This window comes from Stenotrophomonas sp. 86156_Sma (assembly GCF_056481625.1).
Map to the genome: position 1 here is coordinate 3,911,987 of NZ_CM151157.1, position 12,613 is coordinate 3,924,599.

At 67.8% G+C, this 12,613-nt stretch carries 10 protein-coding genes; 3 read left to right on the top strand and 7 right to left on the bottom strand.

The window, feature by feature from the left end; all coding sequences use genetic code 11:
• Positions 1 to 58: 58 nt before the first annotated feature.
• Genes ACZK33_RS18165 through aspS form a run of 3 tightly spaced genes read right to left on the bottom strand, consistent with a single transcriptional unit; the run spans position 59 to position 2,697 of the window.
• The gene (locus ACZK33_RS18165; RefSeq protein WP_423174882.1) at positions 59 to 580 is read right to left on the bottom strand and encodes a GNAT family N-acetyltransferase; all 522 of its coding nucleotides are present in this window, start codon (positions 578 to 580) and stop codon (positions 59 to 61) included.
• A 31-nt stretch (positions 581 to 611) separates the two neighbouring features.
• Entirely contained in the window at positions 612 to 929 is a 318-nt protein-coding gene (locus tag ACZK33_RS18170) for a hypothetical protein (protein WP_032128534.1), read from the bottom strand.
• A 16-nt stretch (positions 930 to 945) separates the two neighbouring features.
• Positions 946 to 2,697, bottom strand: coding sequence for an aspartate--tRNA ligase (aspS, locus tag ACZK33_RS18175; protein ID WP_423174883.1), 1,752 nt, complete (start codon positions 2,695 to 2,697; stop codon positions 946 to 948).
• Positions 2,698 to 2,855: 158 nt separating this feature from the next.
• Between aspS and ACZK33_RS18180 the strand changes: the two genes are divergently transcribed.
• Complete coding sequence (locus ACZK33_RS18180; protein ID WP_180868529.1) at positions 2,856 to 3,611, top strand: DUF3011 domain-containing protein; 756 nt, start codon at positions 2,856 to 2,858, stop codon at positions 3,609 to 3,611.
• 133 nt (positions 3,612 to 3,744) lie between these two features.
• On the opposite strand, the gene ACZK33_RS18185 is transcribed toward ACZK33_RS18180, so the two are convergent.
• The 3 genes from ACZK33_RS18185 to blaL2 all read right to left on the bottom strand — a co-directional run bounded on the left by ACZK33_RS18185 (position 3,745) and on the right by blaL2 (position 6,653).
• The gene (locus tag ACZK33_RS18185; RefSeq protein WP_049422905.1) at positions 3,745 to 4,386 is read right to left on the bottom strand and encodes a hypothetical protein; all 642 of its coding nucleotides are present in this window, start codon (positions 4,384 to 4,386) and stop codon (positions 3,745 to 3,747) included.
• 55 nt (positions 4,387 to 4,441) lie between these two features.
• The gene (locus tag ACZK33_RS18190) at positions 4,442 to 5,656 is read right to left on the bottom strand and encodes a cation:proton antiporter (RefSeq protein ID WP_423174884.1); all 1,215 of its coding nucleotides are present in this window, start codon (positions 5,654 to 5,656) and stop codon (positions 4,442 to 4,444) included.
• 85 nt (positions 5,657 to 5,741) lie between these two features.
• Complete coding sequence (gene blaL2, locus ACZK33_RS18195; protein WP_049400784.1) at positions 5,742 to 6,653, bottom strand: L2 family extended-spectrum class A beta-lactamase; 912 nt, start codon at positions 6,651 to 6,653, stop codon at positions 5,742 to 5,744.
• A gap of 176 nt (positions 6,654 to 6,829) precedes the next feature.
• Between blaL2 and ampR the strand changes: the two genes are divergently transcribed.
• Positions 6,830 to 7,696: a LysR family transcriptional regulator AmpR gene (gene ampR, locus ACZK33_RS18200; RefSeq protein WP_423174885.1), complete on the top strand. Its 867-nt coding sequence runs from the start codon at positions 6,830 to 6,832 to the stop codon at positions 7,694 to 7,696.
• A 308-nt stretch (positions 7,697 to 8,004) separates the two neighbouring features.
• Here ampR and ACZK33_RS18205 read toward each other — a convergent pair whose 3' ends face one another.
• Positions 8,005 to 9,870, bottom strand: coding sequence for an ABC-F family ATP-binding cassette domain-containing protein (locus tag ACZK33_RS18205; protein ID WP_132810663.1), 1,866 nt, complete (start codon positions 9,868 to 9,870; stop codon positions 8,005 to 8,007).
• A 336-nt stretch (positions 9,871 to 10,206) separates the two neighbouring features.
• On the opposite strand from ACZK33_RS18205, the gene ACZK33_RS18210 reads away from it, so the two are divergent.
• The gene (locus ACZK33_RS18210) at positions 10,207 to 12,594 is read left to right on the top strand and encodes a TonB-dependent receptor plug domain-containing protein (RefSeq protein ID WP_423174886.1); all 2,388 of its coding nucleotides are present in this window, start codon (positions 10,207 to 10,209) and stop codon (positions 12,592 to 12,594) included.
• Positions 12,595 to 12,613 lie beyond the last annotated feature (19 nt).

Consider the following 12,613-nt stretch of genomic DNA (forward strand, 5'->3'; position numbering starts at 1 on the left):
CAGCGGGGCGGAAACGTACGGTGATTGAACACGCGCGCGCAGCAAGCGGCGGTGAACGTCAGGTCGCGCGCGGTGCGCGGCGCAGGATGAACTCGAGGTCCTGGGTATCACCGACCGGGAACAGGTACTCGCCGGCCTTCTCGAATCCATAGCGGGCGTAGAAACGCTGTGCGCCGAAGTTCTCCGACCACACGCCCAGCCACAGCGTGCGCGGGCCTTCGTGTTCCAGCCAGGCCAGCGCGGTTTCCAGCAGGCGGCTGCCCCAGCCGCAGCTCTGCTGCGTCTTGATCAGGTACAGGCGCTTGAGTTCGCCGTCACCGGGCTTCACGTCCGGGTGCGGCAGGCCACAGGGGCCGGCGGCGGCATGGCCGACCGCCTCCCCGTCCAGCTCCAGCAGCCACACCGCGTAACCCGGGTGAGCCAGGATCACGCGCTGGCGCTCGACCGTGTAGGCCTCCTCGAGGAAGGCCTGCAGGTCCTGCGGCGGATACAGATGGCCGAAGGTTTCGGTGAACGTGCGGGCAGCCAGCGCCGACAGGGTCGGCGCGTCGTCCACGGTGGCGCGGCGGATCGAATACATGCAGGAAGTTGACGTCAGGGCGAAGCGCGGGTCAAGCCTTTTCAGGCGATTCCGCTTCTTCTTCCTCGTCCTCTTCCTCGTACTCCTCTTCGTCCTCGTCCTCTTCTTCGCCTTCCTCGTCCTCGTCGTACTCTTCCTCTTCGTCGTCCTCGTAATCCTCGACGCCGAAGTCTTCACCGTCCCAACGGCCTTCGCCGTCGGCGACGAAGGTCAGGGCCATCGCCGCCGGGTTGGTTCCGACGCGAACCAGCCAACCACCGAACACGCGCGCACGCTCGGTGACCAGGGTGGCCTCGGAGCCTTCATTGCCCAGCTTTTCCCACTCCAGCGAAAACGCAAACTCGGTCATTGCCTGGATCTCCTGATCAGTTGGTCTTGGGGCGAACCTGGATGTGCACTTCGGCCAGCTGCGCGTCGACGATCGGCGACGGCGCGTCGGTCATCAGATCCTGTGCACCGGTGGTCTTCGGGAACGGGATGACGTCGCGGATCGACTCGGTGCCGGCCATCAGCGCGGCAATGCGGTCGATGCCGAAGGCGATGCCACCGTGCGGCGGCGCGCCGTAGTTCAGCGCGTCGAGCAGGAAGCCGAACTTGGCGCGGGCCTCTTCGGCACCGATGCCGAGCAGTTCGAACACCGCGCTCTGCATGTCCGGACGATGGATACGGATCGAACCGCCGCCGATTTCATTGCCATTGAGCACCATGTCGTAGCCGCGCGAAACGGCGGTACGGGCATTGGCGCGCAGGTCGGCGATGTCGTCCACGGCCGGTGCGGTGAAGGGGTGATGCAGGGCGACGTAGCGCTGTTCTTCCTCGTCCCACTCGAACATCGGGAAGTCGGTGACCCACAGCGGTGCCCAGCCGTCGGCGACCAGGCCGAAGTCCTTGCCGGCCTTCAGGCGCAGCGCGCCCATGAAGTCGGAGACCTTGTTGTAGCCACCGGCGCCGAAGAACACGATGTCGCCGTTACCGGCGCCGACGTGGGCGACCAGCGCAGCGAAGGATTCCTCGCTGAAGAACTTCTGGATCGGCGAGCTGACTTCGCCGTTGTCGGCGATCTTGATGTAGGCCAGGCCCTTGGCGCCGTACTTGGCGGCATGCGCTGCGTATTCGTCGATCTGCTTGCGGCTGAGCGCTGCACCGCCCGGGATGCGCAGCGCGGCGACGCGGCCTTCGGCGTCATTGGCCGGGCCGGTGAACACGGCGAACTCGCTGTCCTTGACCAGCTCGGCCACGTCGACCAGCTCCAGCGCGATGCGCAGGTCCGGCTTGTCCGAGCCGTAGCGACGCATTGCCTCGGCCCAGGTCATGCGCGGGAAGCAGGCATCCAGCTGGACGTCGACCACTTCCTTGAAGATGGCGCGGATCATGTCCTCGACGAAATCCTGCACGTCGCGCTCGCGGACGAAGGCGAATTCCATGTCCAGCTGGGTGAATTCCAGCTGGCGGTCGGCACGCAGGGCCTCGTCGCGGAAGCAGCGCGCGATCTGGTAGTAGCGGTCGAAGCCGGCCACCATCAGGATCTGCTTGAACAGCTGCGGGCTCTGCGGCAGGGCGTAGAACTCGCCCGGGTGCATGCGCGCCGGCACCAGGAAATCGCGCGCGCCTTCCGGGGTGGCCTTGGTCAGGATCGGGGTCTCGATGTCCTGGAAGCCCTTTTCGTCCAGATGGCGGCGCAGGGCCTGCACCAGCTTGATGCGGGTGCGCTGCATGCGTTGCATTTCCGGGCGGCGCAGGTCCAGGTAGCGGTACTTCAGGCGGGTTTCCTCGCCCGGATTCTCGTGGGCGTGGAACGGCAGCGGCGCGGCCTTGTTCAGCACGGTGATGGCGGTGGCGATCACTTCCACCTTGCCGGTGCGCATCTTGTCGTTCACCGCGTGGCGGGCACGCACCACGCCTTCCACCTGCAGCACGTCCTCGTAGCCCAGCGACGCGGCCACGGCGAACACGTCGGCGTTGTCGACTTCCACGGTCACCTGCACGATGCCTTCATGATCTCGAAGATCGATGAAGCAGACGCCGCCCTGGTTACGGGCCACGTCGGTCCAGCCGGCGAGGGTGACAGTCTGGCCAATCAGGGTCTCATCGACCAGGCCGCAGAAGTGGGTACGCATGGGGGGAAGCTCCGCTGGAGAACGCCGGCACCGGATGGGGGCCGGAAAGCCTCGTATTCTGCGGCCGAGGCCCCGGCCGGGGCAAATCCGGCCAGTCACACCGGCTTGATCGCCCCCCTCCCTATAGTCGGGCACCTGCCACCGTATGGGATGCCGCCATGAAACCGCTGTCCCTGGCCAGCCTGGCCGTAACCCTCAGCCTGGGTGCCGCGGGCACCCTTGCCCTGCCCGCCCCTTCCGCGCATGCGCAGAGCGGCGTGGTCCGCTGCGAAAGCCAGAACAACCGCGAACGGGTCTGCAACACCGGCTGGCGCAATGCGCAGCTGGTGCGCCAGCTGTCCGGCTCGGACTGCGATGAAGGACGCACCTGGGGCAGCCGTAACGGCAGCATCTGGGTCACCAACGGTTGCCGCGCCGAATTCGTCGAGGCCCGCGGTGGCTGGGGCGGCGGCAATGGCAATGGCAATGGCGGTGGCTGGGGCGGCAACAACGGCCGGCCTGGCGAGACCATCCGCTGCGAGAGCCAGAACAACCGTGAGCGCAGCTGCCCGGTCGGCTGGCGCAATGCCCGCCTGGTCCGCCAGCTGTCCGGCAGCCCCTGCAACGAAGGGCGTACCTGGGGCGTGCGCAACGGCGCGGTCTGGGTCAGTGGCGGCTGCCGTGCCGAATTCGCCGAAGCCCGCGGCTGGGGCGGCGGTGGCGGTGGCTGGGGCGGCGGCAACAGCAATTACTCGGTTACCTGCAGCAGCAACAACAACCGCTCGCAGACCTGCGACTGGGATGAGCGTCAGGGCCGCCCGGTGCTGCAGCAGCAGCTGTCCGGCAGTGCCTGCCAGGAAGGCCGCAGCTGGGGCTACTCACGTGGCCAGGTGTGGGTGAGCAACGGCTGCCGCGCGCGTTTCGGTACGCGGTAAGTACACGGTCGGATCCCTGGCCGACGGCCAGGGCTCTGACCCCGGTCCGGTATCCCGCATCCACGCATGGCGTGGATCTACTGAGGGCCTTTCTGGGGTCGAGGCCCTCCGCAGGAGGGATCCGACCCTGGGATCACGGGGCGGACGCTTTATCGTCGCCCCACGGTGCAGGCGGCAGGGCAACCGGCTTGCTCAGGTCGAACTGCACGCGGAAGCGGCGGCCCTCCGGGCGGGTCAGCTCGTAGACAAAGGTCTGGTCGGGATCAATCTCCATCGCCCAGGTGTTGTGCGTGGAGGCCAGCATGTCGGCGCGGCGGAACATCGCCACCGAATCGGCGTCGGCGGGGAACTGCTGGCGCTCGGCGGTGCCCGGCGGCGTGCTGTCGCCACCGTAGAGGGTGATCGCGTCGGGGCTGCCGTCTTCGTGGCGATGGTCGTGCTTCAGGCGCAGGCCGGTTTCCGTACGGGTCAGCACCCAGGTCCGCGAGTGGTCATCGCCGACATGGAACGGGATGCGCAGCTCGTGCGCCGGATCGGCACAGCCGCGCACATGCATGACCAGGCGCTGCCCGGCGAACGGATCCTTGCCGGTCGGTGCCGGCGTGTCCTCCACCACCTTGCCGGCGTAAGCCTGGCCGCAATGCGCGGCGATGGCGGCCATGAAGGCATCGGCCGGTGCGGTCGCCAGATCATGGGCGACCGTATCGGAGCGCTGCGAACACGCAGCAAGGCTGAGCAGGAGGGCGGAAGCGGTGACAACGGCAGGCAGTTTCATGCCCCAACCCTAACGGCCATGGCCGAAGTGCGCAAACCGCACGCGCAGCATCCGCTCAGCGATCGACTGCAGATGCCGCTGGCAGCGTTTCGGTGACCGCCACCGGCGCGGCTTCGCCTTCACCCGCAGGTTCCTGTTCAACCGGATCGACATCGAACGGCGTGCGGAACACCAGCGACGGCAGCAGCGTGGTCAGCGCCGCATACAGCAGCAGCGCGCCGAACAGCACCGCCGGGATCTGGAAGCGCTCGCGCATGATCGCCGCCAGCACCAGGGTGAAGATGAGGGTCGGGGCCAGCGCCAGCGAGACCCTCAGGCTGCTGCGGAAGCTCTCGCCGAACATCACCCGGCGCTGCAGCCAGACCACGCCGATGCGCAGCGGCAGCACCACCAGGGTGATCACGATGCCCAGCCCCAGCGCCTCGAAACTGAGTGCTTCGCTGGGCACCTTGGTGCCGGCATTGAAGAAATAGAACGGCACGAAGAACGAGGCGAACAGGCGCAGCGCGTGCAGGTTCTCATGCGAGGCCAGCAGCGGCATGCGCTGGTGCAGCAGGCGCGCGACCAGACCGGCGATGAACGCACCGACCAGGTAGTACACGCCCAGCAGATAGGTGATGTAGGCCGCCACCATGCCGACCATCACCAGCAGCGAGAACTCCGAGCCCGGCGCATGCGGCGCCACCCAGCGGCCCAGCGCGATGAACAGCAGCGGCAGGCCGATCATCATCGCCAGCAGCGCCAGGCTGGACAGCGCCATGTGGCCCGGGTCGCCGGCCTGCAGCACGATGAACAACGCCGCCAGCGCCAGCAGTTCGCCAGCGATGGCCTTGCTGGTCACCCAGAACCGCTCGTCCTCGCTCAGGCCCAGCCGCGACAGCGAATCCATGATGAAGCCGGTGGACGGCGTCAGCAGCGCCAGCGCCAGCAGGCCGGCGGCCTGCCACGGCAGCCCCGCGTAACGCCAGGCCAGCCAGCCCACACCGAACAGCGTGCCTGTACGGATCACCAGATGCGCCAGCAGCGGCCACATGCCACGGCGCAGCGCCTGCAGATCCACTTCCAGGCCGGCGAACAGGAACAGCGAGGAAATGCCCAGCGTGGCCAACAGACCGATCACCGCGTCGTGCGCCTGGTCGCCCAGCCAGAGCATGCCGATGATACCGAACAGCAGGCAGGTCAGCGGCGCGGGCAGGCTGAAACGCTGCAGCGCGCGCGGGATCACCAGCAGCGCGAAGATCAGCAGCAGGTAGATCAGTTCATGGCTCATGGGGAACTTCCGTGTGGTTCGAACGCGCGCAGGATGCGCGCGCCGAACCGATCCGGCAAGCCACTTCTGAATGACCCCGGTTACCTCAACCGATCAGCCGATCGGCGATGCGGCCTACCTGTGCCAGCACCGTGGCACGCTGTTCGTTGCTGATCGCACCCGCCTGCAGGTAGGCGGTCAGCACCCAGGGCGTGCCGCCGGCCAGCGGCCACAACACGGCGATGTCGTTGCGCGCGTCCTCGCCGTTGCTGCCGGTCTTGTCACCGACGCGCCAGCGCTTGCCTAGGCCCGCGCGCAGGCAGGCGTCGCCGGTTTCGTTGTCGATCAGCCAATCGGCCAGCTGCTGCCGCGACGCCGGCTGCAGCACCTCGCCCAGCACCACGCGCTGCAGGGTCGCAGCCATCGCCGCCGGCGTGGTGGTGTCGCGCGGATCGCCCTTGGCAAAGCTGTTCAGCTCCGGCTCCAGGCGATCACTGCGGCTCACCGCATCACCGCTCGCGCGCAGGAACGCAGTCACCGCGGGCGGGCCACCGACCACGCCGAACAGCAGGTTGGCGGCAGTATTGTCGCTGGTGATGATCGTGGCACGGCACAGATCGCGCACGGTCATGTCCTTGCCGGCGTGGCGGCGGGTGACCGGCGCGTGCGAGAGCAGGTCGGCATCGCGCACCGGTACGCGCGTGTCCAGCAACGCGGGCCTGCGCTCGGCCTGGCTGAGCACGGTGGCGGCCAGCACGCTCTTGAACGTGCTGCACATCGGGAAACGCTCGTCCTGGCGATGACCGATGCGGCGACCGCTCGCAGTGTCCAACAGGGTCACGCCGAGGCGGCCGGCACAGGCCTTTTCCAGTGCGGCGAAGTCGGTGGCGGCGGTGAGGGCGGCATCGGTCGGTGCACTGGCGGCGGTCTTGCCCGCCGCACGGGCCAGCAACGGCAGGGCAAGCGAGGAAGCAACGGCGGCACCACTGAACTGCAGGAATCGGCGACGGGCGAGCATGCGGGTTCTCCTGGGGGACCGCCCGATTATTGAAGCCTCGCACGCAGGCGACCAGCGCGAAAAATCAGCGGGAGGCATTAGCCGGATTAATGGCTGTCGCAATCAACCCCTTAATTCTCCTGAACTGGGCGCGAGGCAGGTAGGATCAGCCATCACCCTGGCTCACGACTACTCTGATGCTGCACCCTACCCTGCCGCTGAACGCCCTGCGTGCCTTCGAGGCGGCCGCACGCCACCAGAACTTCACGCGTGCCGCGCTGGAGCTGTGCGTCAGCCAGGCCGCGCTGAGCCACCACATCCGCGGGCTGGAGGACCGGCTCGGCATCCGCCTGTTCCATCGCCTGCCGCGCGGCGTGGCGCTCACCGAGGAGGGCGCGGCGCTGTATCCGGTGCTCAACGAATCGTTCGAGCGCATCTCGGCCAGCATCGCGCGCTACACCGGTGGCCCGGCCCGTGAAGTACTGACGCTGGGCGTGGTCGGCACCTTCGCCACCGGTTGGCTGCTGCCACGGCTGGCTGCGTTCGAGGCCGCGCACCCGGACATCGAGCTGCGACTGCAGACCCACAACAATCGCATTGATCTGGCCGGCGAGGGCCTGGACCTGGCGATCCGCTTCGGTGATGGCGACTGGCAGGGCCAGGCCTGCACAGCGATCCTCGATGCGCCGTTTGCACCGCTGTGCGCACCAGCATTGGCGCGGCGGCTCAAACAGCCACGCGACCTGGGCACCCTGCCCCTGCTGCGCTCCTACCGCAGCGACGAATGGCCGCGCTGGCTGCAGGCGGCAGGAGTGAGTGGCGTGGAAGCCCGCGGGCCGGTGTTTGATTCGTCGTTGACGGTGGCGATGGCCGCGGTGGGTGGTGCCGGCGTGGCGCTGCTGCCGCTGCGCATGTTCGAGCAGGAACTGGCCGAGGGTCGCCTGCTGCAGCCATTCAGCACCACGCTGGAGCTGGGGCGCTACTGGCTCACGCGACTGCGCTCGCGTGCCGAGCGTGAACCGGCGAAGCGGTTCCGCGAATGGCTGCAGGCACAGGGCGCGTAGGTAGTGCCGGCCGCTGGCCGGCAACCCCTTGATCGTGGTGGGCGCATCGCGCTGCCGGCCAGCGGCCGGCACTACCGGTCAGGACTCCAGCAGTTCCATCCACGCGGCTTCGGCTTTTTCCAGCTGGGCGGCAGCGGTTTCGCGGTCACGGCCGATCACCGCCATGCTCGCGTGCCGAGCGTGAACCGGCGAAGCGGTTCCGCGAATGGCTGCAGGCGCAGGGCGCGTAGGTAGTGCCGGCCGCTGGCCGGCAACCCCTTGATCGTCGTGGGCGCATCGCGCTGCCGGCCAGCGGCCGGCACTACCGGTCAGGACTCCAGCAGTTCCATCCACGCTGCCTCAGCTTTTTCCAGCTGGGCGGCAGCGGTTTCGCGGTCACGGCCGATCACCGCCATGCGGGTGGCATCGGCGTAGTTGGCCGGGTCGGCCAGCTGGCGGTCCAGCTCGGCCAGGGCGCTTTCCAGCTCGGCCACCTTGGCTTCGGCGGCGGCCAGCTTGTGCGGGTTCACCGGCTTCTTCTGGACCACCTGAGCCACCGGCGCGGTCTTGACCACCACCGGCTCTTCCACCTGTTCCATCCGCGCCTTGGTGCCCTGCGCCTGCGGACGGGTGCGCAGCCAGGCCGCGTAGGCGTCGAGGTCGCCGTCGAACGGCTCGACCACGCCATCGGCCACGCGCCAGTAGGTATCGCAGACCAGGCCGATCAGATGGCGGTCATGCGAGACCATCACGATCGCGCCTTCGAAGGTGGCCAGTGCCTCAGCCAGCGCTTCGCGCATTTCCAGGTCAAGGTGGTTGGTCGGTTCGTCCAGCAGCAGCACATTCGGCTGCTGCCAGGCGATCAGCGCCAGCGCCAGGCGCGCGCGCTCGCCGCCGGAGAAACCATCGACCGGCTCGAACGCGCGGTCGCCCGGGAAGTTCCACTTGCCAAGGAAATCGCGGAACGACTGGTTCGGTGCGTCCGGCGCGATCTCGCGGAAATGCTCCATCGGCGACTGGCCTTCGTGCAGCGACTCCACCGTGTGCTGGGCGAAGTAGCCGATCTTCAGGTCCGGGTGCGCCATGCGCTCGCCGACGATCGGCGCCAGCTCGCCCACCAGGGTCTTCACCAGGGTGGTCTTACCGGCACCGTTGGGGCCGAGCAGGCCGATGCGCTGGCCCGCTTCCAGGCCGAAGCCGACGTTGTGCAGGATCACCGCGTCCTTGCCGTAGCCGGCCTCGACGTGGTTCAGGCGGATCAGCGAGAACGGCAGCTTGGCCGGCGGCGCGAACTCGATGCGGAACTCGCGCTCGGCACGCACCGCTTCGGTGCCGGCCAGCTTGGCCAGGCGCTTCATGCGGCTCTGCGCCTGCGCGGCCTTGCTGGCCTGCGCCTTGAAGCGGTCGATGAAGCTCTGCAGGTGGGCACGCTCGGCCTGTTCCTTCTCGTGCGCGATCTGCTGCTGGCGCAGCTGTTCGGCGCGCTGGCGCTCGAAATCGGTATAACCGCCCGGGTAGAGCTTGGCGCCGCCGCCGTGCAGGTGCAGGGTGTGGGTGGCCACGTTGTCGAGAAACTCGCGGTCATGCGAGATCAACAGCAGGGTGCCGGGGTACTTCAGCAGCCACTGCTCCAGCCAGTACACCGCGTCCAGGTCCAGGTGGTTGGTCGGTTCGTCCAGCAGCAGCAGGTCACTGGGCATCATCAACGCGCGGGCCAGGTTCAGGCGCACGCGCCAGCCGCCGGAGAACGAGGACACCGCGCGGTGGTGGGTCTCGGCCGGGAAACCGAGGCCGTGCAGCAGCTTGCCGGCGCGCGCTTCGGCGTCGTAGGCCCCCATCTCGGCCATCTTCGTGTGCGCGTTGGCCACCGCCTCCCAGTCTTCGCGCGCGGTTGCTTCAGCCTCTTCAGCCAGTACCGCAGCCACATCGGTATCCCCGCCCAGCACAAAGCTCAGCGCCGGGTCGGGCAGCGACGGGGTTTCCTGGGCGACGCTGGCGATGCGCACCTTGCCGGGCAGATCGACATCGCCCTTGTCCGCCTCCAGCTCGCCCTTCACCGCCGCGAACAGGCTGGACTTGCCAGCACCGTTGCGGCCGACCACACCCACCCGGTAACCGGCGTGCAGGGTCAGGTCGACATTGGACAACAGCAGCCGCTCGCCGCGGCGCAAGGCGAAATTACGAAGGGAAATCATCGGGGGAGGCGTCCATATAACCAGATGGAATGTGCTGGTGAGCACTGTTCCTGCGACGCAATTCTAGCGTTAACGAATACTTGACGCGTCCCGGGATGCGCGGCGGCCGGCGTTCCTCTCTCCCACGTCCTTGCCGCGCGCGTCCCGGGCTCCCTCCCCCGCCAGTGCCGATCCGGGCTAAATGGTTGCTGCTGCAACGTTTTTTCCGATGACCGGCATTTGACACGCACTGAATATCCCGTTAATTCCTGCTTTGCGCACCGCAACAACCGCCGTCCGCCTCACCCCCGTGATGTCGATTCCGGTGCCGCCCCCGCCAACCGGAGCTCCGTCCCGATGACCCGCAAGACCAGCCTGATCGCCGCCGCCGTCGCTGTCGCACTCGGTGGCTCTCCGTTCGTTGCCGCTGCCCAGCAGGCCGGCACCGCCGCCAATACCCTGGACACGGTGATCGTCACCGGTACCCGCGTGGCCGACCGCACGGTGGCCGAGTCGCAGTCGCCGATCGACATCATCACCCCCGAAGCCCTGCAGTCCACCGGCACCAGCGAGCTGGCCACCGCGCTGTCGCGCGCCCTGCCCTCGCTGAACTTCCCGCGCCCTGCCCTGACCGATGGCACCAGCGGCGTGCGCCCGGCGCAGCTGCGCGGCCTGTCACCGGACCAGGTGCTGGTCCTGGTCGACGGCAAGCGCCGCCACACCTCGGCGATGATCAACGTCAACGGCAGCATCGGCCGTGGCTCATCGGCCGTGGACATCAATGCGATCCCGATCGCCGCCATCGAGCGCGTGGAAGTGCTGCGTGACGGTGCGTCGGCGCAGTACGGCTCGGACGCCATCGCCGGCGTCATCAACATTGTGCTCAAGGGCAGCGGCAGTGGCGGCAGCCTGGCGGTGGACTACGGCCAGTACTCGGCCGGTGACGGCAACAAGTACCAGCTCTCCGGCGATACCGGCGTCGAGTTCGGCAACGGCCGTGGCCGCGTGCACGTGGCCGGCCAGATCAGCCAGCAGGACGAAAGCAACCGCGCCGGCCCGTACCGCGGCACCACCCCGAACACCGGCAACTTCCCGAGCATCGGCCAGAAGACCTTCATCGTCGGCGACCCGCGCGTGGATGCGACTGCGGCTTCGGTCAACGCCAGCTTCGATTTCAGCGACCGCGTGACCGGCTACGCCAGCGCGCTGCTCAGCAACCGCGACATCACCTCGTTCGCGTTCTACCGCTCGCGCAACCACAGTGGGCAGAGCGCGCTGCTGGCGCAGACCTACCCGGACGGCTTCGTGCCGGAGATCAACCAGTACTCCAAGGACCGCTCGCTGGTGGCCGGGGTCAAGGGCAACACCGACAACGGCTGGACCTGGGACCTGAGCCTGAACCACGGCGAGAACACCCTCGACTTCCACACCCGCAACAGCATCAACTACAGCCTGGGTGCGACCAGCCCGCGCTCGTTCTACGACGGCACGCTGAAGTACCAGCAGGACATCTTCAACGCCGATCTGACCAAGTCGCTGGACTGGGGCCTGGCCTACCCGGTCACGCTGTCCTTCGGCGGTGAGTACCGCAAGGAAAAGTGGGACCAGAAGCCGGGCGAGCTGAACTCGTACACCGGCAGTGGCGCGCAGGGCTTCGGTGGCTTCACCCCGACCAATGAAGTGCATGCCGACCGCCACAACTACGCGGTCTATGCCGGCCTGGAAGCGGACCTGACCGAGAAGTTCTCGGCCGGCATCACCGGCCGCTACGAGGATTACTCGGACTTCGGCGACCGCTTCTCCGGCAAGCTGTCGGCGCGCTACGCGTTCACCGACAAGGTTGCGCTGCGGGCCACCGCGTCCAGCGGATTCCGTGCACCGTCGCTGGCGCAGCAGGGCTACCAGGCGGTCACCAGCCAGTTCCTCAACGGCGTGTTCGTCGAGCGCGGCACCTTCCCCACCACCAGCCCGGCTGCGCAGGCGCTGGGCGCCTCGCCGCTGAAGGCCGAGACCTCCACCTCCTACAGCCTGGGCCTGGTGCTGCAGCCGGTCGACCGCCTGTACATCACCGTCGACGCCTACCAGATCGACATCGATGACCGCATCGCATTGTCGTCCAGCATCACCACCAACACCGCCACCAGCGCGCTGCTGGGCACGCTGGGCCTGCCGCAGGTGACCGCGTTCTCGTACTTCACCAACGGCCTGGATACGCGCACCCGCGGTGTCGATTTCGTGTCCAGCTACACGCTGCCCTTCAGCGCCAGCAGCCTGGAACTGACCGCCGCGTACAGCTACAACGACACCGAAGTGCGCCGCGTCGGCGGCACCCCGGCGGTGTTCGGCACGCTGGGCCTGACCCAGTCGCTGATCGGCCGCGATGAGATCGGCCGCATCGAGGACAGCTATCCGCGCGACAAGGCAATCCTGAGCGGCACCTGGCGTTCGGACCACTGGGAACTGGGGCTGGCGGCGACCCGCTACGGCAAATTCACCGTGCGCAACTCGGCCACCGCGCTGCGCGACCAGACCTATGGCGACGCCTGGGTGGTGGATGCCTCGGCCAGCTACAAGCCGAGCAGCAACTGGACCCTGACCGTGGGCGCCGACAACCTGCTGGACAAGTACCCGGACCGCACCGAAGACCTGCAGAACTCCACCTTCGGCATGCTGCCGTACAGCAACTACTCGCCGTTCGGCTTCAACGGCGCGTACGTGTACGGCCGGGTCAAGTACACCTGGTAAGCGCTGGCGGGCGCCTCTC